This is a genomic window from Gaiella sp., assembly GCF_057140465.1.
On record NZ_DBNHWK010000066.1, the window covers coordinates 1 to 19456 of the forward strand.

A 19456-nucleotide genomic window follows, 5' to 3' on the forward strand; every position below is an offset into this window, starting at 1 on the left:
GGGATCGAGGCCCGTCGCGAAGAGCATCGCGGCGAGGTCGAGCGTGCGCTCCCGGAGATCCTCGGGGTCGTACTGCACCGTGATCGAGTGCAGGTCGACGATGCAGAAGAACGCCTCTCCCAGCTCCTGCGTCTGCGCGTACTGGCGGAAGCCGCCGATGTAGTTGCCGAGGTGCTTGTCCCCGGTGGGCTGGATGCCCGAGAAGATCCGCATCTGCGTCCTTTCACTCACGGCCCGGCGATGCCACGATCGTGACGTCGGGCCACTGTCGGCCTGGGCGCGTCAGCGACGCCAGAGGAGGCCCAGGCGATGGATCGAGGACATCGGCGGTGTTGTAGCCGTTCTCCGTCGGTGCGTCAAAACCAGCGCATCTACACTCACCGCATGGCCGTGACCGAACCGACCTGGGCGCCCGACTCGTGGCGGGCGCTGCCCGCCGCCCAGCAGCCGACGTGGCCGGACACCGAAGCGCTCGGCGGTGTCCGCGAGCGGCTCCGGCAGTTGCCCCCGCTCGTCTTCGCCGGGGAGGCCCGCAACCTCCTCCAGGCGCTCGCCGAGGTCGCCGAAGGTCGCGCGTTCCTCCTCCAGGCGGGTGACTGCGTCGAGTCGTTCCGCGAGGTGTCTGCGATCCAGATCCGCGAGAAGCTCAAGGTGCTCCTGCAGATGTCGGCCGTGCTCACGTACGGCGCGACGCTCCCCGTCGTCAAGGTCGGGCGCATCGCGGGCCAGTTCGCGAAGCCGCGCTCCGCCGCGACGGAGACGGTCGACGGCGTGGAGGTGCCGTCGTTCCGTGGCCACGTCGTGCACTCCGACGAGCGGACTCCGGAGGCCCGTGTCCCCGACCCGGAGCGCATCATCCAGGGCTACTACCAGGCCGCGTCGACGCTCAACCTCCTCCGTGCCTTCACGAAGGGCGGCTTCGCCGACCTCACCCAGGTGCACACCTGGAACCAGGAGTTCGTCGCGACCTCCCGGGAGGGCCGACGGTACGAGGGGATCGCGAACGAGATCGGCCGTGCGCTGCGGTTCATGCAGGCGATCGGGATCGACCTCGGATCGGAGCGGTCGATCCACGAGGTGGATGTCTGGACGAGCCACGAGGGGCTCTTGCTCGACTACGAGGAGCCGCTCACACGCTGCGACTCGCTCACCGGGCAGTGGTACGACTGCTCCGCGCACATGCTCTGGATCGGCGAGCGGACGCGTGCCCTCGGTGGCGCCCACGTCGAGTTCTTCTCGGGCGTGCACAACCCGATCGGGGTCAAGCTGGGCCCGGAGGTCACGCCCGACGAGGTCGTCGCTCTCTGCGAGCGCCTCAACCCGCTGCGCGTCCCCGGGCGCCTCACGTTGATCACCCGCATGGGCGCGGCGCGCGTCCGTGACGCGCTGCCGCCACTCCTGCAGGCCGTACGCGGCGCAGAGGTGCCCGTCGTCTGGTCGTGCGACCCGATGCACGCGAACACCTTCCAGACCCCGACCGGTCACAAGACGCGCCGGTTCGAGGACGTGATGGCCGAGATCGAGGGCTTCTTCGCTGCGCACCGCGAGGTCGGGACGTGGCCCGGAGGGATCCACCTCGAGTTCACGGGGGACGACGTGACGGAGTGCCTCGGCGGCTCCGAGCGCGTCCTCGAGGAGCACCTCCTCGACCGGTACGAGACGCTCTGCGACCCGCGCCTGAACGCACGGCAGGCCCTCGACTGCGCCTTCCTGATCGCGGAGCTGATGCGCGCCGCGTGAGCCGGCGCGGTCGCGGGCGGAACGGCGGGACACGATGACGGAGACGGGCGTCCGGTCGGTCTGCATCGTCGGTACGGGGCTCATCGGCGCCTCGATCGGCCTCGCGGCGCAACGCGTCGGCGTGGGCCGCGTCACCGGGTGGGACGACGACCCCGACGCCCTTGCCGTCGCCGCCGAGCGGGGCGCGTGCACCGCCTCCGGGAGCCTCGACGAGGCGCTCGAGGAGGTCGAGCTCGCGGTCGTGGCGACGCCCGTGGCATCGCTGCCCGGGGCCGTGCGCGAGGTGCTCGACCGTGCATCGGCCTCGAGCACGGTGACGGATGTCGGGTCGACGAAGGGCGCCGTGTCGGCGGCGGCCGGAGCCGATGCACGGTTCGTCGGTGGCCATCCGATCTGCGGGGCCGAGACGCGTGGCCCCGAGCGCGCCTCGGCCGACCTCTTCGACGGCGCCACGTGGTTCCTCACCCCGGCGGCCCAGACCGACCCGGGGCGCTTCAAGCTCCTCCACGGGTTCGTCGCGGCGCTCGGCGGGCGGCCGGTCGCGATCGACCCGGTCGCCCACGACCGTCTCGTCGCCCTCACGAGCCACCTCCCGCACGCGCTCGCCAACGTCCTCCTCAACCAGGCGGGCAGCTCACGCGTGGAGGGTCACGACCCGCTCCAGGCGGCCGGCGGGTCGCTGCGGGACATGACGCGGGTCGCGGGTGCCAACCCCCGTATCTGGGTGGACATCTTCCTCGACAACCGCGACGCGCTCGCGTCCGCGCTGGCCGAGCATCGCCGTCGGATCGAGCAGCTCGAGGCCGCCCTCGAGCACGGCGACGCCGGCTTCCTCGCCCGCTGGATCGGCGAGGCGAGCGGGAACCGCCGGCGGCTGCTCCAGACGGCGTACGCCGACCCCGGCTCGCTGCACCGGCTCCGGGTGCACATCCCGGATCGACCCGGTGTCCTCGCCGGGATCTTCCAGGCGCTCGGGGCGGAGCGGATCAACGTCGCCGACTTCGACATGGAGCACCTCTCCCACGAGCGCGGGGGAACGCTCACCGTGCTCGTCGCCGGCGACACGGAGGCGGAGCGGGCGGTGCAACTGCTCGAGGCGCAGGGCTACGGCGTCGTCGCGGCGCCGGTGATCGACGAGTGAACGACGTGAGCGTGCCCGCTCCGACCGCCGCCGCGTCGCTCCGGGTCGAGCCGGCGACGAGGATCGTCGGCCACGTCGCCGTGCCGGGCGACAAGTCGATCTCGCATCGCGCGGTGCTGATCGGCTCCGTGTGCGACGGCGAGACGAGGATCACCGGCTTCGGGCGCTCCGCGGACACGGAGGCGACGATCCGCGCCGTGCGTGCGTGCGGCATCGTCGTGGACGAGGACGGGCGCGAGACGCTCCGCGTCCACGGCGCCGGGCTCCGCGGGCTGCGACCCCCCGCAGGGCCGATCGACTGCGCGAACGCCGGCACGCTCGTGCGCCTCCTCGCCGGGCTTCTCGCCGGCCAGTCGGGCGGGACGTTCGATCTCAGCGGCGACGACTCGCTGAGCCTCCGGCCGATGGGGCGCATCGCGGAGCCGCTGACGCGGATGGGCGCCGAGGTCGAGACGACCGATGGTCGGCTTCCCCTTCGCATCCGGGGTCGACCGCTGCACGGAATCGAGTACGAGCTCCCCGTCGCGTCCGCGCAGGTGAAGTCGTGCGTCCTGCTCGCAGGCCTCTACGCGGCGGGCGAGACGGTCGTGCGGGAGCCGCAGCCGACCCGCGACCACACCGAGCTGATGCTCCAGGCGGCCGGTGCACGTGTCGCCGTGCGGCCCGGGGTCGTCTCCGTCGCCGCGGCCGAGAGGCTCGCACTCGGGGAGGTCGCCGTCCCGGGGGACTTCTCGTCCGCGGCGCCGCTCGTCGTCGCCGCGACGCTCGTTCCCGGCTCCGAGCTCCATCTGCACGGCGTCAACCTCAACCCCCGTCGCACGGGGCTGCTGGCGATCCTCGAGCGCATGGGGGCCAAGGTCACGGTCTACAACCGTCGCTCGATCGGCGGCGAGCCGGCCGGTGACCTCGAGATCCGTTCGGCGCCGCTCGTCGGCACGACGGTCGGCTCGAGGGAGGTGCCGGTCGCGATCGACGAGCTGCCCCTCTTCGCGCTCGCCGCCTCGTTCGCGCGCGGCGAGAGCCGCCTCCGCGGGGCGGCCGAGCTCCGGGCGAAGGAGTCCGATCGCATCGAAGCGACCGTCGACGCGCTCCGTGCGCTCGGCGTGCGGGCCCGGGGCACGTCCGACGGCTTCGTCGTCACCGGCGTGCCGTCCCGACTGCGCGGGGGGCACGTCGACAGTCGCGGGGACCACCGGATCGCGATGCTCGGCGCCGTCGCGGGCCTCGCGTCCGGGGAGGGCGTTCGGGTGGACGACGCGGACTGCGTCGGGGTGAGCTTCCCGGGCTTCTTCGACCTCGTCGCCGCACTGCGTCGGGAGGCGGCGTGATCGTCGCGATCGACGGGCCGGCGGGTGCCGGCAAGTCCTCCGTCGCACGCCTGCTCGCGCGGCGACTCGGCTTCCGCTACCTCGACACGGGGGCGATGTACCGCGCGCTCGCCTGGCTCGCCCTCGAGCGGGGCATCGGGCTGCAGGACGACGAGGCGTTGGCCCGGCTCGCGAGGGAGAACCCCGTCTCGTTCGGGGACGGGGAGACGGTGATCGTCGCCGGCCACGACGTGACGGGAGCGATCCGGGAGCAGCGGATCGACGAGGCTGTTCCGGTCGTCGCGCGCCACCCGGCGGTGCGCGAGCTCATGCGCGAGCGTCAGCGGGCGCTCGGCCAGGAGGGGGACGTCGTGATCGAGGGGCGCGACATCGGCGCCGTCGTCGCACCCGACGCCGCCGTCAAGGTGTGGCTGGTCGCCGACGCGTCCGTCCGTGTGCGGCGCCGCCACGCGGAGCGGTTCGGTGCGGACGCGGAGGCCCTCGCGACCGCGCTCCGCGAGCGTGACGAGCGCGACGCCGTCAACACGCACCGTGCCGTCGACGCGGTGGAGATCGACACCACCCAGCTGACGCTGGACGAGGTGGTCGACCGCGTCGCGACGCTCGTCGAGGAGCGCCGGTGAGCGGTCCTGACGCCGTGTGGGGCGTGGGGCGGCTGACGCTGCAGCCGCTCGTCGTCGTGTTCTCCCGCCTCCGGGTGTACGGGAAGGAGCGCGTCCCGCAGGAGGGCGGTGTCGTGATCGCCTGCAACCACTTCTCCTGGATCGACCCGCCCGCGCTCGGGTCCGCGTGCCCCCGGACGATCCGCTACATGGCGAAGGTGGAGGCGCATCGAGCGCCCGGGCTCGGTGCGCTGATCCGGGCGTTCGGGTGCTTCCCCGTCCGCCGCGGAGAGTCGGACCGCGAGGCGGTGCGCACGATGCGCCAGGTCGTCCACGACGGTCACGCGCTCGGACTGTTCGTCGAGGGCACGCGTCAGCGCTCGGGCGTCCCCGGTGACGTCCAGCCGGGGGCGGCGATGGTCGCCGTCCAGGAGGGTGTCCCGGTCATCCCGGCCGCCGTCCACGGATCCCAGACATGGCGCGTCGGGAACTTCCATCCGGTCTCGATCGCGTGGGGCGAGCCGCTCCTGTTCGACGGGCTGCCGCGGGGCGGGCGCGGATACCGCGAGGCGTCGGCGGTCGTCCAGGCCGAGATCGTTCACCTCTGGAAGTGGCTGGTCGAGATGCACCGGCTCGGGCGACCGCGGCACGCGACACCACCCGGCCCTCTCGCCGGCTCCGTCGATGTCGAGCGATAGGCACGAGCCCGCCGACGTCGATTCGGCGCCGGCTCCCGCCGTCACGCTCGCGGGGACGGTGGCGATCGTCGGCTTCCCGAACGTGGGGAAGTCGACGCTCGTCAACCGCCTCGGGGAGACCCGGGCGGCCGTCGTCCACGAGACTCCCGGCGTCACGCGGGACCGCAAGGAGCTCGTCTGCGAGTGGAGCGGCACGTCCTTCCGGGTCGTCGACACGGGCGGTGTGGACGAGGTCGACGGCGGCCTCTACGGCCCGGCGATCGCCGATCAGGCACGGGCGGCCGTGGAGGAGGCCGACCTCGTGCTCTTCGTCGTCGACGCGCGGGCGGGTGTGACGCCGGGGGACGAGGATCTCGCGGCCCTGCTGCGGGCCGCCGGTCGGCCCGTGCTCGTCGTCGCGAACAAGCTCGACGACCCGCGTCGCGATCTCGAAGCCCTCGAGTTCCACCGGCTCGGCCTGGGCGATCCCTGGCCGATCTCGGCGCTGCACGGGCACGGGACGGGCGACCTCCTCGACGAGGTCGTCCGCCGCCTGCCGGGCGCGAACGAGCCCGTGGTCGGCGAGGAGGCGATCCGGGTCGCGATCCTCGGCCGCCCGAACGTCGGCAAGTCGTCGCTGCTGAACGCCCTGCTCGGGCGCGAGCGCGTGATCGTCTCCGACGTCCCGGGAACGACCCGTGATGCGATCGACACCGAGTTGCGGCGGGACGACACCACCTTCGTGCTCGTCGACACCGCCGGGCTCCGCCGGAAGCGTCACCAGCGTCAGGGCATCGAGTACTACTCGGAGCTCCGTGCGCGCGAGGCCGCCTCGCGGGCGGACGTCGCGCTCGTGCTCGTGGACTCCGCCGAGGGCGTCGTCGAGCAGGACCTCGCCGTGGCCGACCTCGCCCGCAAGTCGGGGTGCTCGACGCTCGTCGTCCTCTCGAAGTGGGACGTGTCGACGATCGACCTGCAGGAGACGAAGGGGCTGCTCCACCGCCGTCTGCGCCAGCGTCCGCCCGTGATCGCCGTCTCGGCCCACAGCGGGCGTGGGCTCGGTCGGCTGCTCGACCATGTCGAGGAGCTCTACGCGAAGCACGTGTCCCGCATCTCGACGCCGAGCCTGAACCGGGCGCTCGCCGAGTTGCGCGAGGCCCGGCCGGGCCCCCAGGAGCGCGGGCGCCGGCTGCGGCTCCTGTACGGCACGCAGACCGGCGTGCGCCCACCGCGGCTCCGGGTCTACGTCAACGAACCGCGCCTCGTCACGCGCGACTACGGCTACTGGGTCGAGAACGAACTCCGGCGACGGTTTACGCTCGAGGGCGTGCCCGTCTCGATCGACTTCCGGAAGAGCGAGTGACCGAGTGGCGGCCTCGCGGGTGATGCACGCCGTCGTGGTCGGCGGTGGATCGTGGGGGACGGCGTTCGCCGTGCTCCTGCGCGACCGTGGCCACCGGGTGACACTCGCCTGTCGCGATGCCGAGCAGGCGGCGGCGATCGCCGGGACGGGCCGCAACCCAGGGTATGCGCGGTCGATCGACCTCCGCGGCATCGCGGCCTCGACGGTCGCCGACGCGCCCGCGGAGGAGGCCGACCTGATCGTCGTCGCCGTCCCGAGCCGTGCCTTCCGGGGCGTCGTCGACGCCCTCCCCGGGGAAGCGCCGATCCTCAGTCTCACGAAGGGCCTCGACCCGTCGACCGGGGAGCGGCTTTCGACGCTCGTCCGCGGGCGGCCCGTCGCCGTCCTCTCCGGCCCGAACATCGCGGGCGAGATCGCGCAAGGACTTCCCGCGGCGACGGTGATCGCGAGCGAGGACGCCGCCCTGACGCTCGAGCTGCAGCGCGCGGTCAACTCGGCGGTCTTCCGGGTCTACGTGAACGACGACGTGCTCGGCGTCGAGCTGTGCGCCGCCGCGAAGAACGTGATCGCGCTCGCGGCCGGCGGCGCCGACGGCCTCGGACTCGGTGACAACGCGAAGTCGGGGCTCGTCACCCGCGGGCTCGCCGAGATGCGGCGGCTCGCCGAGGCGGCCGGCGCGCGGCCCGAGACGTTCGCCGGCCTCGCCGGCCTCGGCGACCTCGTCGTCACGTGCTGGTCGCCCGTCGGTCGAAACCGGCGGGCGGGCGAGCTGATCGCACGGGGCGCGACCGCCGAGGAGGCGGTCGCGGAGATCGGCCAGGTCGTGGAGGGGCTGACGACGGCGCCGATCCTGCGCGACCTCGCACGCCGGCTCGAGATCGAGATGCCGATCACCGACGGCGTGTGCGCCGTGCTCGAAGGCGTGTCGCTGACGGACCTCGTCTCGCAGTTGATGCATCGCGAGCCGACGAGGGAGTAGCGCCTACCGGGCCGTGTGTAGGCTTCGACGGGCATGGCAGTGCGCTCGTTCCAGTTCACGTCCGAGTCGGTCACCGAGGGGCACCCGGACAAGATCGCCGACCAGATCTCCGATTCGGTGCTCGACGCCGTCCTCGCCGACGACCCGGATGCGCGCGTCGCCTGCGAGACGCTGATCACGACCGGGCTCGTCGTCGTCTCGGGGGAGATCTCGACCGACACGTACGTCGACATCCGCCAGATCGTGCGGAACCGGATCGCCGAGATCGGCTACACGCGCGCGAAGTACGGCTTCGACTACGAGACCTGCGGCGTCGTCGTCGCGCTCGACGAGCAGTCGCCGGACATCGCCCAGGGGGTCGACGAGTCCTACGAGGCGCAGCACGGCGACGACGATCCGGTCGACCTGATCGGGGCCGGCGACCAGGGGATGATGTTCGGCTACGCGACCAACGAGACGAACGAGCTGATGCCGCTCCCGATCATGCTCGCCCACAAGCTGGCGAAGCGCCTCGCCGAGGTCAGGAAGGCCGACGTCGTGCCCTACCTCCGCCCCGACGGCAAGGCGCAGGTGACCGTGCGCTACGAGGTCGACGAGCACGGGCATCAGCGACCGGTCGAGATCGAGCGGGTGCTCGTCTCGACGCAGCATCGGGACGGCATCGACGTCGAGACGCTGATGCGACCGGACCTGCTGGAGCACGTCGTCGAGCCGATCCTGCACGCGGACTTCCGCGACCTGTTCGACCCGGCGAAGCTCGGCGACAAGGACTTCTTCTTCCTCAACCCGACGGGCAAGTTCGTGATCGGGGGGCCGATGGGCGACACCGGGCTCACCGGCCGCAAGATCATCGTCGACACCTACGGGGGTGCCGCGCCGCACGGTGGCGGCGCCTTCTCGGGCAAGGACCCGACGAAGGTCGACCGATCCGCGGCCTACGCCGCCCGGCACGCGGCCAAGAACGTCGTCGGCGCCGGGCTCGCGGAGCGCTGCCAGCTCCAGGTCGCGTACGCGATCGGCGTCGCGCACCCGATGAGCCTCAACGTCGACTGCTTCGGCACCGAGGCGGTGCCGCTCGCGACGATCGAGCGGCTGGTCGGCGAGTTCTTCGACCTGCGGCCCGGGGCGATCATTCGCGAGCTCGACCTCCGCCGGCCGATCTACACGAAGACGGCGGCCTACGGGCACTTCGGCCGTGACGACCGGGACTTCCTGTGGGAGCGCCTCGATCGCGTCGAGGCGCTCCGCGAGGCCGCGGGCCTCACGGCACCGGCGCCGGCCTGAGCATCCCGGGCGCCGGCGAGAGCAGCGCGCACGTCGTCGCTCTCGGTCCGCGCGGGCCGGTGGGCCTGCCTCGGCACGCGTCGAGGCCCGCGATCGCGGGCCTCGACGGTCTCATTCGAGGGTCGTCGCGCGCTACGTCAGCGCGTACGTCGGCGCGAAGCCGGCTGGCTTGGGGCCGCCGCCGAACCGCTCGCCCGGAGTCCGCTCGACCATCGCGTCGATCCGCTCCGTGAGCCGCTCGAGCATCGCCGCCTTCTGGTCCTCGGTGATGCGCCCCGCGGCGACCGCCTCGTCGAGCTTCGTGGTCGCGTCCTCGAGGAGGGCGGCCTTGAGGCCGTCCACCGACTTGCCCTGCTCGCCCGCGATCGTGGCGAGGGACTTTCCGCTCCGGAGCTCCGTGCGCAGCTCGTCGGCGGTCAGCCCGAGGTACGCCGCAGCGGCGTCGAGGCCCATGCCGCGGTGGCCGAAGCCGTGGTGGCCGAAGCCGTGGTGGCCGGGCCCGGGGCGGAACCCGAAGCCGCGGCCCTCGCCGGACTCGATCCGCTCCTTGGCCGCGTCGGCCTGCTCCTGCGTGATCTTCCCGTCGTTCAGGGCCTCGTCGACCTGGTCGATACGCGCGCCCTTGAGCGCCTCCTCGAGCGCGGTGGTCGTCACGCCGAGACGCTTCGCGACGTTCGCGATGAAGGCGTCGCGCTTCGCCTCGAGGTCGCCGTTCGACGCCACGGCGGCGCTCACGCCGATGACGAGGAGCGCTGCGACGAAGGCGATCACGATCGAGCGTCGGGGGCGGTAGGTCATGTGCTGTCTCCTTGGTTGCCGTCGGTTCGTGTCGAGTTCCAGTGAACCGGACGAGCCTGAGAACGGGCTGAGAGCAGGGTAAGAGTTCAGACAGGGCCGACGGCGTGGTCGCCCGGCCCGAGCCGGAGCGCGAACCGTGCGCCGCCGTCCGCCGCGTTCTCCGCCGTCACGGCGCCTCCGTGCTCGGCGGCGACGCGCTGGACGATCGCGAGCCCGAGGCCGGAGCCGGGAGTCGAGCGCGCGGTGGGGGCACGGTAGAAGCGCTCGAAGACGTGTGGCAGGTCGTCCGGGTCGATCCCCGGGCCGTGGTCACGGACGACGACCTCCGCGCCGCGCACGCGCACCTCGACGACGCCGCCCTCGGGGCTCCACTTCGCCGCGTTGTCGAGCAGGTTCGAGACGGCCCGATGGACGCGGTCGGCGACGCCGTCGACGACGGCCGGCTCGTGCTCCACCGAGAAGCGGATCGCGGGGTACGCGCGCTCCACACGTCCCACGGCGTCGCCGACGACCTCGTCGAGCCGGAACGCCTCCGGCGGGGCCGCGGGCTCCGAGCCGTCGCGCGCGACCTCCACGAGGTCGGTGACGAGCGCCGAGAGCTCCTCGAGCTGCGTGCGGGCTGTCTCGAGGGCGGCGTCGCGCTCGGGCGGGGAGAGATCCGGGTGCCGGGCGAGCAGGTCGACGTTCGTGCGCACGGTCGCGATCGGCGTCCGCAGCTCGTGCGAGGCGTCGGCGACGAGCTGCCGGCGGGCGAGCTCCGAGGACTCGAGGGCTGCGAGCATCTCGTCGAAGCGGTGACCGAGCCGCCCGATCTCGTCGGTGCCGGCGATGCCCACGCGCCGCGTCAGGTCGCCGGTGGCGCCGATCGCCTCGGCCTCGTCGGCGAGCCGGCCGAGGGGCGCGACGGCGGTCCGGCTGACCACGAGGCCGAGGAGGGCCGCGAGCGCGATACCGGCCCCACCCGCGACGAGGAGAGCGGCGCGGAGCCGCGAGAGCGATGCGTCGACCTCCTCGAGCGGCCGCGCGAGCTGGAGAGCGCCGCCCGGGACGGGGCGCGTGAGCACGCGCAGGTGGATGCCGTCGACCTCGACGTCGGCGTAGCGGGCACCCGACTCGCCCCGCGCGACCGCGAGATCGGCGTCGTCGACGGGGAGGGGGACGTCGTCGCCGGGCGGCCGGAGCGTCGCGCCGTCGGCGCCGACGAGCTGGAGGTACCCGGCGGCACCGCCGAACGCCGGTGGGCGGATCGTCCCGAAGCGCCGACCGAAGGGCGCCAGCTCGGTGCGGACACTGCGTTGGCTCAGCGAGCGGTCGACCTCGTCCCGCAGGCTGTCGCGCACGAGGACGTAGGCGCCGATCGAGATGCCGACCACCGCCACGGCGACCGCGGCCGCAGCCGCGAGCGCGACGCGGGCGCGGAAGCTCACGGCTCGCGGAGCGCGTAGCCGACGCCGCGCACGGTCTGGATCAGTCGGGGCTCACCGCCCTCCTCGGTCTTCCGGCGCAGGTACCCGACGTACACCTCCAGCGTGTTCGAGGTCGGCCCGAAGTCGTAGCCCCATACGCGGTCGAAGAGCAGCGCGCGCGTGAGCACCTGGCGGGGGTTGCGGAGGAAGAGCTCGAGCAGGGCGAACTCCGTGCGCGTCAGCTCGATCGCACGGTCGCCGCGACGGACCTCACGGGTCCCCGTGTCGAGCCCGAGGTCGACGAACTGCAGGCGCTCACCGCTCGGCTCGGCGCCGTGGCCGCGGCGGAGGAGGGCACGCAGCCGTGCGAGCAGCTCCTCGAGGGCGAACGGCTTGACGACGTAGTCGTCGGCCCCCGCGTCGAGCCCGGCGACCCGGTCGCCGACGCCGTCGCGGGCAGTCAGCATCAGGACCGGCACCCGGGAGCCGGCGGCACGCAGCCGCCGTGCGACCTCCAGCCCGTCCGGGCCGGGCATCAGCACGTCGAGCACGACGGCGTCCGGCTCCTCGTGGCGCAGGCGCTCCAGGGCCGTCGTCCCGTCCGGGGCGGTATCGACGGCGTAGCCCTCTGCGGTGAGGGCGCGAGCCAAGGACTCCCGCAGGGCGGGCTCGTCGTCGACGACGAGGACGTGCGCGCTCACCCCTGAAGGGTGGCAGAACCGCCTGAGAGAAGGCTGAGACGGGCGGTGGACGGCCTCCGGCCTCCCACCGCCCGCCCGGAGCGGCCCGTCAGGCGCGCTGCTTGACGAAGCTCTGCGTGACGATCTTGTCGACGAGCGCCGTCAGCCGCGCGAGGCGCTTCGCGCTCTGCTCCGCCGTGATCCGGCCCTGGGCGGCGGCCTTCGCGAGGCGGTCCGTCGCCTTCGCGAGCATCGCGCTCTTGAGGCCGTCGACCGTCTTGCCCTTGGCCGCCGCGAGCCCGGCGAGCGTCGTGCCCTGCTTCAGCTCCGCCTTCAACTCGGCTCTCGACAGGCCGAGGTAGTCGGCTGCGCCGGCCAGTATCCCGAGCCGCAGGCCCTTGGCCTTGGCGCCCAGCCCCTTCGACTGCTTCTTCCCGACCACCGTGCAGCCGGTCCCCTGGGCGACCGCGGCACGCTTCGCGGCCGCCTGCTCCGCCGTGATCTTGCCGGCCTTCTCTGCCGCGTCGATCTTCGCGGTCGCCTTCGCCTTGAGGTCGGTGGTGAGCTGCTCGACGCTGACGCCCTTCTTCTCGGCGAGCTTTGCGAGGCGCGCATCGCAGCGAGCGGTCGTGTCCTTGCCGTCGTCGGCGAGCGCCGCGCCGCCGCTGGCCAACAGGGCGCCTGCGGCGACCACGGAGGTGATCGTGAGACGGTTCGGGTTCATGCCTCCCCTTCGTCGTGGATATGCCTCGCACCATGCTCGCGGGGCCGGGTGAGTGCACGCTGAGGATCGGGTGAGGGTTTCGTAAGCAGCCCGGGTCGCCCCCGTCAGGCTGCCGGGCGGACGTACAGCCCCAGCGCCGCCGTCTCCGCGATCCCGCGCTCGTCCCCGTCGACGGCGACGCGCACCTCGCCCGTGCCCTCCTGGAGCTCGCGAACCACGATCCGCGTCCCCGGGACGAGCCCCTCGTCGTAGAACCAGTGCAGGAGGTCGCCGTCGTGCTCGGCGAGCCGCACGATCTCCCCTTCGCCGCCCACGGTCAGCTCGGACAGCGGAACGAGCTCCGTGTTCTCGACCTGCTCGGCGTCCGGCTCGACGGGCCACCCGTGAGGACAGCGGTCCGGGAAGCCGAGCCGCTCGTTCATTCGCTCGATCATGTCGTCGGTGAACGTGTCGCCCATCTCGTCCGCCTGGACGTGCGACTCGGACGCCGTGTAGCCCATGAAGTCGGTGAGGAAGCGCTCGATGATGCGGTGCTTGCGGACGACCCGTTTGGCACGCTCGACACCGGTCGGCGTGAGGATCGCCTCTCGCTGCTCGCCCCGCTCGACGAGCCCTTCGGCCTCGAGCCGCTTCAGCATCTCTCCGGCCGATGCGCGTGACACGCCGAGCATCTCGGCGACCCGGGCGGCGATCGCCTGGGAGCCCGTGGCGGGGCGGTACTCGCCGATCGGGAACGCGAGGAAGTAGATCGTCTCCAGGTACTCGTCGACGGAGTGACCGTGCCCCTGCGCCATCCGTCGACTCTACCCGCCTGCACCCGACTCGAGGCGGCGGTCGCGTGAGACGAGATAGAGGACCGGGGCGGAGGCGACGATCAGGACGAGCGCGGGAAGCGCCGCCCGCGAGTAGGCGCCCACCTGGGTCAGCTTCCAGATCTCGGTGGCGAGCGTCTCGAAGCCGATCGGCCGGAGGAGCAGCGTGGCCGGCAGCTCCTTCATGGCGGACAGGAACACGAGGGCCGCTCCTGCGAGCACTCCCGAGCGGGCGAGCGGGACGGTGACGAGCATCGTCGTCGCGAGCGGCCCCCGGCCGAGGCCGCGGGCGGCCTCCTCGACGCGAGGGCTGACCCGTTGCAGTGACGACTCGACGCCCGACATCGCCTGCGGGAAGAAGCGGACGACGTAGGCGAAGACGAGCAGTGCGAGCGTCTGGTAGACGGGGGACGCGTACCGGGCGGCGAAGAAGACGAGCGCGAGGGCGATCACGAGCCCGGGGAGCGCATTCCCCGCATACGAGAGTCGCTCCAGCGTTCGCGTGCGCCGCCCGGGGTATCGCGTCGCGAGCACGGCGACGGGGAGGGCGGCGAGCACGGCGGCCGCGGCGGCCAGCCCGGATGCGCCGAGCGAGTCGACGAGGGCACTCCAGGGCGCCTCGAGATCGCGGTCGTTGACGATGCCGCGGACGAGCCAGGTCACCAGGATCGTCGCCGGCAGGATGAGGAAGAGCCCGGTGACGAGCGTGCAGTACGCGAGCGCCGGCGCCGTCCATCGCCCGAGCGTCACGGCGGGCGCCGGTCGCGGCGATCCGGGTCCCGTGCGGTGCAGTCGCCCGCGCCTGCGCGTGTGGTACTCGGCGATCAGGGCGATCGCGGTCAGCAGGACGAGCAGCAGCGCGAGCGTCGCCGCCGGCGTCCGGTCGAAGAGGCTCCGGTACTGGATGTAGATCGCCCTCGTGAGCGCGTCGTAGCGCATGAGGGAGACGACGCCGAAGTCCGAGAGCGTGTACAGCGCGACGAGCAGCGCGCCGAGCCCGACGGCCGGCCGGATCGACGGCGCGGTCACGCGGGCGAACGAGCGCCACCCCGACACGCCGAGACCGCGCGCAGCCTCCTCCAGCGTCGGGTCGAGGTCGCGAAGAGCGGCCTGTGTGAGCAGGAACACGAAGGGGTACGTGGCCAGCGTGAGGGCGGCGACGGCGCCCCAGTACCCCGTGATGTCGGGCAGGCGGTCGACGCCGAGCAAGTCCGCGAGCAGCCCGCGCTCTCCGAAGGCCCCGAGCAGGCAGAGCGCGGCGACGTAGCTCGGGATCACGAGTGGCAGGGCCCCGGCGACCGCCCAGGCGCGTCGACCGGGCAGGTCGGTTCTCGTCACGAGCCAGGCGAGCGGCACGGCGACGGCGACCGCGGCGACGACGACGCCGACGACGAGGATGACCGTGTTCCAGACGAGCCGCCACGTCGAGGCCTCGCCCAGCACCTCGAGCGCGCGGGCCGCGTCGTCGCCGATCCGGACGAGGAGGTATGCGAGCGGCAGGAGGAGCGCGGCGACGACGACGCCCGCCGTGAGGACGAGCACGAACGGGGGCCGCCGGCTCCCCGTCGCCCGGCTCACGTCAGGTAGCCGGTCTCGCGCAGCAGCTCGACGGTCGACTCGAGCTCGCCCCCGAAGGACGAGAGATCGACGTCCGGCCCCTGCAGGTCGCCGAGCGGAGGCAGCCCGGGCGCCGAGGGGATGCCCGCGACGAGCGGGTACTCGGTCTCTTCGGCCTCCTCCGTGTAGAAGCGCTGGCCGTCGTCCGATAGCAGGAAGTCCACGAGGGCGCGCGCCTCCTCGGGTTGATCGGTGCTGGCGAGCACTCCGACGCCTGCGACGCTCACGAGTGCACCCGGATCGCCCGGCTCGAAGAAATGGTTCGCGACCGGCGCGTCGGGTTGCTCGTCCTTCACGAGTGCCAGGTAGTAGTGGTTGACGAGCCCGACGTCGATCTCGCCGGAGGCCGCGGCCTCGACGATCGGCAGGTTCTTCTCGTAGGTCCGCGGCTGGTTCGCCTTCAGGCCGACGAGCCATTCGCGCGTGCGGTCGTCTCCGACCGAGAGCCGCATCGCCGTGACGAACGCCTGGAACGACGCGTTCGTGGGGGCGATCCCGATCCGCCCTCTCCAGGCGGCATCGGTGAGGTCGAAGACCGAGGAAGGGAGATCTGCCGCAGCGACCGCGTCGGTGTTGTACACGAGCACGCGGGAGCGGCCCGACGTGCCCACCCAGCGGCCGCGGTCGTCGCGGAAGCGGGAATCGACGCGATCGAGCGTCTCGGGCGGGAGCGCCGCGAGCTGGCTCTCGACGGCGCCGAGGGATCCCGGGTCCTGGGCGAAGAAGACATCGGCCGGGGAGTTCCCGCCCTCCTCGTTGATCGTCGCCGCGAGCTCGGCGCTGTCGGCGTAGCGCACCTCGACCCGGGTCCCGGTCTCCGCGGCGAACCGGTCGAAGAGCGGCTGCACGAGCTCCTCCTCGCGCCCCGAGTACACGGTGAGCGGGCCCGAGCCGTCGTCGCTCCCGCACCCCGCAGAGAAGATCGCCGCGACGAGCACGGCGAGAGTTGCTGTCGTCCTCAAGTTGCGTCCCCTGCGAGCGATGATCCCTCGGCCTGATGTAAGGGGCACCGTACCTCAATGTCCGGCGGCGCTAGTGAAAAACCGGCACCCGGCCCTCGTGCAACCTGATCGAGACGCGTGCACCGAGGGGCACGACCTCTGTCGACGGCCGGTGCGACACGAGCTCGACGCCGTCGAGGACGACGCGGTAGAAGACGTCGTGGCCGCGGAACTCGCGGCACACGACCTCGGCGGCGCCGTCCGGGTCCGGGGTCAGCTCGAGCAGCTCCGGACGGACGAGCACGTCCACCTCGCCCGCTGCCGACGCGCCGTTCGCCGGGAACGCGCCGAGCCTCGTGTGCACGACCCCGCGCTCGACGTGGCCGCGCAACACGTTCCCGGCTCCCACGAACTCGGCCACCCAGCGCGACGCCGGCGCGAAGTAGAGCTCCTCGGGGGCTCCCTCCTGGACAATCGTCCCCTCGTGGACGAGGGCGATGCGATCGGCGACCGAGAACGCTTCCTCGCGGTCGTGCGTCACGAGCACGGCGGTGACCCCGAGCGGCCGCAGGATCCCGGTCACCTCGCCCCGCAGCTCCTCGCGGAGGTGCGGATCGACGTTCGACCAGGGCTCGTCGAGCAGCACGACCTCGGGAGCCGGTGCGAGCGCGCGCGCGAGCGCGACGCGCTGCTGCTGCCCTCCGGAGAGCTCGTGCGGGTAGCGCTCGCCGAGCCCGCACAGGCCGACGAGCGCGAGCAGCATCGGGACGCGCGCACCGCGCTCGGCCCGCGACACGCCGAAGCCGACGTTCTCCGCGACCGTCAGGTGCGGGAACAGCGCGTAGTCCTGGAAGACCATCCCGACCGGGCGTCGCTCGGGCGGGAGCCAGGCTCCCGCGCCGGCCGCCGGAGCGCCGCCGATCTCGACGGTCCCCGCGTCGGGCCGCTCGAAGCCCGCGATCAGGCGGAGCATCGTCGTCTTGCCGCATCCGGACGGGCCGAGCAGCGCGACGACGTCTCCGCGCTCGACGCAGAGCGACGCGTCGTCGACCGCGACGACGTCGCCGAAGCGCTTGGTCACACCCTCCAGCAGGATCATCGAGCACGCCATGTAAGGGGAACCTTACAGCCAGCGGTTCGGCGCAGCCATGGGTCGCGCTCGCCCTCGCGGCCCGCCTGAGCGTCCGCGATCGCGACGCGTTGCGCCGCTCCCCACCGTTGCCGGGACACGGCTCGACGCCGACTCGTCGTCGCGGCGCGAGGCGTCGAGATCCCGATCTCGCGGGTCGTTCGTGCCTGTCCGCGCTCGCCGTTCTCCGGGTCTTCCGCCCGCGGGGCTACGCTCGGTCGCGATGCCCCTCGCGTCGATCTACCCGCTCGTCTCGACCCGCACCCTCGCTCGCCCCTTCACCTACGTCGTCGGCGAGGACGTGCGGAAGGGCACCGTCGTCGACGTCCGCCTCGGCCGATCCCGCGCCCGGGGCGTCGTCACCGATGTCGGTGTCGAGGCACCGCACGGAGTCGAGCCCGTCCCGGTCGGTGACGTCCTCGACGAGATCCCTGCGTCCCTCGTCGACTTGGCGATCTGGCTCGCCGACTACTACGGCTCCACGCCGGCGCGGGCCCTCGAGCTCGTCGCGCCCCGGCGACGATCGCCGCGAGGGACACGACCGTCGCCGGCCGAGCGTGATGCGCTCGACGGGGAGGCGGAGCCGGACGCGCTGACGGCCGAGCAGCGAGGTGCGGTCCAGCGGATCGTCGCCGCGCTCGACGAGGGGCTCGGGCACCACGTGCTGCTCGAGGGGCCGACGGGGAGCGGCAAGACGGAGGTGTACCTGCAGGCGTGCGCGGCGGCGCTCGAACGCGGGTTGGGCGCGATCGTGCTCGTGCCCGAGATCGCGCTGGCACCGCAGACGGTGGGGCGCTTCCGACAACGCTTCGGGGACACGGTGGCGATCCTCCACTCGGGGCTCGGGCAGGCAGAGCGCCGTGACGAGCGCGACCGCGTCGCGCGCGGAGAGGCACGGGTCGTCGTCGGCGCGCGCTCCGCCGTGTTCGCACCGATGCGCGGCGTCGGTCTGATCGTCGTCGACGAGGAGCACGACGCCGCCTACAAGCAGGAGTCCGACCCGCGCTACGACGCCCGCACGGTCGCGGCCAAGCGGGCGGCGCTCGAGGGTGCGGTGGCGGTCTACGGAAGCGCGACGCCTCGTCCCGAGAGCTGGGCGCGGCTCGAGCGCCTCTCGCTGCCGGTGCGGATCGGCGCGCCGTTGCCGAGGGTGCGTCTCGTCGACCTTCGCCGCGAGGCCGGGTACCCGCTGTCGGCCCCCCTGCTCGAGGAGTTGGGCCGGCTCGTCGACGGCGGCGGGCGTGCGATCCTCCTCCTCAACCGTCGTGGGATCGCACCCGCGGTCCACTGCCGCTCGTGCGGCGTCACGCGTCGCTGCGACCACTGCGACGTCGCGTTGACCCTGCACGGCGACGACCGCATCCACTGCCACCACTGCGGGTACAGCGAGCCGCTCCCCGATCGGTGCTCCGCGTGCGGGTCTGCGGACGTCGCACGCGTCGGCGCCGGCACGCAACGGCTCGAGGCCGAGCTCGCACGCTGCGTGCCGGAGCTCGAGCGGATCCGCCTCGATGCGGACACCGCGGCCCGACCCGGAGCGCTCCGCGAGGCGCTGCTCCGGTTCCGTGAGGCCGATCGCGCCGTCCTCGTCGGCACGCAGATGGTCGCCAAGGGGCACCACTTCCCGGGTGTCTCGCTCGCGGCCGTCGTCGATGCGGACACCGGGCTCGCCCTGCCCGACTTCCGCGCCGAGGAGCGGACGTTCCAGCTCGTCACCCAGCTGGCCGGGAGGAGCGGGCGCGACGCACCCGGCCTCGTGCTCGTGCAGACGTTCCAGCCGGACGCGACACCGTTCGCCTACGCGGTGCGGCACGACGTCGCCCGGTTCCTCGCGGGCGAGACGGAGCGGCGGGAAGCCTTGGGCTACCCCCCCTTCCGCCACGTCGTGACGATCGTGGTCTCGGGGGCGGAGCCCGGCGCCCCACTGCGCGCGCTCCAGGAGATCCGCGATGGGCTCGACGGGCTCGGGGCCGACCTCCTCGGGCCGGCGCCGCTCCTCCGCCTGCGCGGCCGCCACCGCGCACAGCTCGTCGCCAAGACGGCGGAGCCGCGACGGCTCGCGAGACAGGCGGCACGGCTGCTCGCCGCTGCCGGGCCGGCGATGCGCCGGGACGGCCTCACGGCCGTGGTGGACGTCGACCCACAGTCCCTCTAGCCGGTCGATCGGATGATCGATGGGGGCGTCGTGCGGGGGGGCACGCGCCGCCTGCCGTCCGCCGTGACCACGTTCCGATC

17 protein-coding genes and 1 pseudogene are annotated in these 19456 nt (G+C 73.0%); 9 read left to right on the forward strand and 9 right to left on the reverse strand.

The window, feature by feature from the left end:
- A pseudogene (locus AC162C_RS09280) lies at positions 1 to 213 on the reverse strand (tryptophan--tRNA ligase); the annotation flags it as partial.
- A gap of 171 nt (positions 214 to 384) precedes the next feature.
- On the opposite strand from AC162C_RS09280, the gene AC162C_RS09285 reads away from it, so the two are divergent.
- The 8 genes from AC162C_RS09285 to metK are packed head-to-tail and all read left to right on the forward strand — an operon-like array spanning position 385 to position 9114.
- Entirely contained in the window at positions 385 to 1740 is a 1356-nt protein-coding gene (locus tag AC162C_RS09285) for a class II 3-deoxy-7-phosphoheptulonate synthase (protein WP_462973372.1), read from the forward strand.
- A 34-nt stretch (positions 1741 to 1774) separates the two neighbouring features.
- A complete protein-coding gene (locus tag AC162C_RS09290) occupies positions 1775 to 2881 on the forward strand; it encodes a prephenate dehydrogenase/arogenate dehydrogenase family protein (protein ID WP_462973373.1) in 1107 nt (368 codons plus the stop codon).
- 11 nt (positions 2882 to 2892) lie between these two features.
- The gene (gene aroA / locus AC162C_RS09295; RefSeq protein ID WP_484097381.1) at positions 2893 to 4209 is read left to right on the forward strand and encodes a 3-phosphoshikimate 1-carboxyvinyltransferase; all 1317 of its coding nucleotides are present in this window, start codon (positions 2893 to 2895) and stop codon (positions 4207 to 4209) included.
- A complete protein-coding gene (cmk, locus tag AC162C_RS09300; RefSeq protein ID WP_484097307.1) occupies positions 4206 to 4832 on the forward strand; it encodes a (d)CMP kinase in 627 nt (208 codons plus the stop codon). Before aroA ends, cmk begins: the two co-directional genes overlap by 4 nt.
- Positions 4829 to 5509: a lysophospholipid acyltransferase family protein gene (locus AC162C_RS09305; protein ID WP_484097308.1), complete on the forward strand. Its 681-nt coding sequence runs from the start codon at positions 4829 to 4831 to the stop codon at positions 5507 to 5509. Before cmk ends, AC162C_RS09305 begins: the two co-directional genes overlap by 4 nt.
- Positions 5496 to 6851 carry a ribosome biogenesis GTPase Der gene (gene der, locus AC162C_RS09310; RefSeq protein ID WP_484097309.1) on the forward strand — a complete coding sequence of 452 codons (1356 nt, stop codon included), beginning with the start codon at positions 5496 to 5498 and terminating at the stop codon, positions 6849 to 6851. Before AC162C_RS09305 ends, der begins: the two co-directional genes overlap by 14 nt.
- Positions 6852 to 6855: 4 nt before the next feature.
- On the forward strand, positions 6856 to 7830 hold the full coding sequence (locus AC162C_RS09315; RefSeq protein WP_484097310.1) for an NAD(P)H-dependent glycerol-3-phosphate dehydrogenase: 975 nt from the start codon (positions 6856 to 6858) through the stop codon (positions 7828 to 7830).
- A gap of 33 nt (positions 7831 to 7863) precedes the next feature.
- Positions 7864 to 9114 carry a methionine adenosyltransferase gene (metK, locus tag AC162C_RS09320; RefSeq protein WP_462973378.1) on the forward strand — a complete coding sequence of 417 codons (1251 nt, stop codon included), beginning with the start codon at positions 7864 to 7866 and terminating at the stop codon, positions 9112 to 9114.
- Between the two features lie 132 nt (positions 9115 to 9246).
- On the opposite strand, the gene AC162C_RS09325 is transcribed toward metK, so the two are convergent.
- The 8 genes from AC162C_RS09325 to AC162C_RS09360 form a co-directional block, all read right to left on the reverse strand.
- The gene (locus AC162C_RS09325) at positions 9247 to 9912 is read right to left on the reverse strand and encodes a hypothetical protein (RefSeq protein WP_484097311.1); all 666 of its coding nucleotides are present in this window, start codon (positions 9910 to 9912) and stop codon (positions 9247 to 9249) included.
- Positions 9913 to 9998: 86 nt separating this feature from the next.
- Positions 9999 to 11339: a HAMP domain-containing sensor histidine kinase gene (locus AC162C_RS09330; protein WP_484097312.1), complete on the reverse strand. Its 1341-nt coding sequence runs from the start codon at positions 11337 to 11339 to the stop codon at positions 9999 to 10001.
- Positions 11336 to 12019 (reverse strand): response regulator transcription factor, encoded by a 684-nt coding sequence (locus AC162C_RS09335; RefSeq protein ID WP_462973381.1) that lies wholly within the window; start codon positions 12017 to 12019, stop codon positions 11336 to 11338. The genes AC162C_RS09330 and AC162C_RS09335 overlap by 4 nt, the downstream gene beginning before the upstream one ends.
- Positions 12020 to 12107: 88 nt before the next feature.
- Positions 12108 to 12722: a hypothetical protein gene (locus tag AC162C_RS09340; RefSeq protein WP_484097313.1), complete on the reverse strand. Its 615-nt coding sequence runs from the start codon at positions 12720 to 12722 to the stop codon at positions 12108 to 12110.
- A 104-nt stretch (positions 12723 to 12826) separates the two neighbouring features.
- Positions 12827 to 13516, reverse strand: a complete 690-nt coding sequence (locus AC162C_RS09345; protein ID WP_484097314.1) for a metal-dependent transcriptional regulator — start codon at positions 13514 to 13516, stop codon at positions 12827 to 12829.
- A gap of 9 nt (positions 13517 to 13525) precedes the next feature.
- Positions 13526 to 15112, reverse strand: coding sequence for an ABC transporter permease (locus AC162C_RS09350; RefSeq protein ID WP_462973384.1), 1587 nt, complete (start codon positions 15110 to 15112; stop codon positions 13526 to 13528).
- On the reverse strand, positions 15109 to 16113 hold the full coding sequence (locus tag AC162C_RS09355) for an iron ABC transporter substrate-binding protein (protein WP_462973385.1): 1005 nt from the start codon (positions 16111 to 16113) through the stop codon (positions 15109 to 15111). Before AC162C_RS09355 ends, AC162C_RS09350 begins: the two co-directional genes overlap by 4 nt.
- Positions 16114 to 16183: 70 nt before the next feature.
- Positions 16184 to 17203, reverse strand: a complete 1020-nt coding sequence (locus AC162C_RS09360) for an ABC transporter ATP-binding protein (protein WP_484097315.1) — start codon at positions 17201 to 17203, stop codon at positions 16184 to 16186.
- 241 nt (positions 17204 to 17444) lie between these two features.
- On the opposite strand from AC162C_RS09360, the gene priA reads away from it, so the two are divergent.
- Positions 17445 to 19376, forward strand: coding sequence for a replication restart helicase PriA (priA, locus tag AC162C_RS09365; RefSeq protein WP_484097316.1), 1932 nt, complete (start codon positions 17445 to 17447; stop codon positions 19374 to 19376).
- Positions 19377 to 19456: the final 80 nt, after the last annotated feature.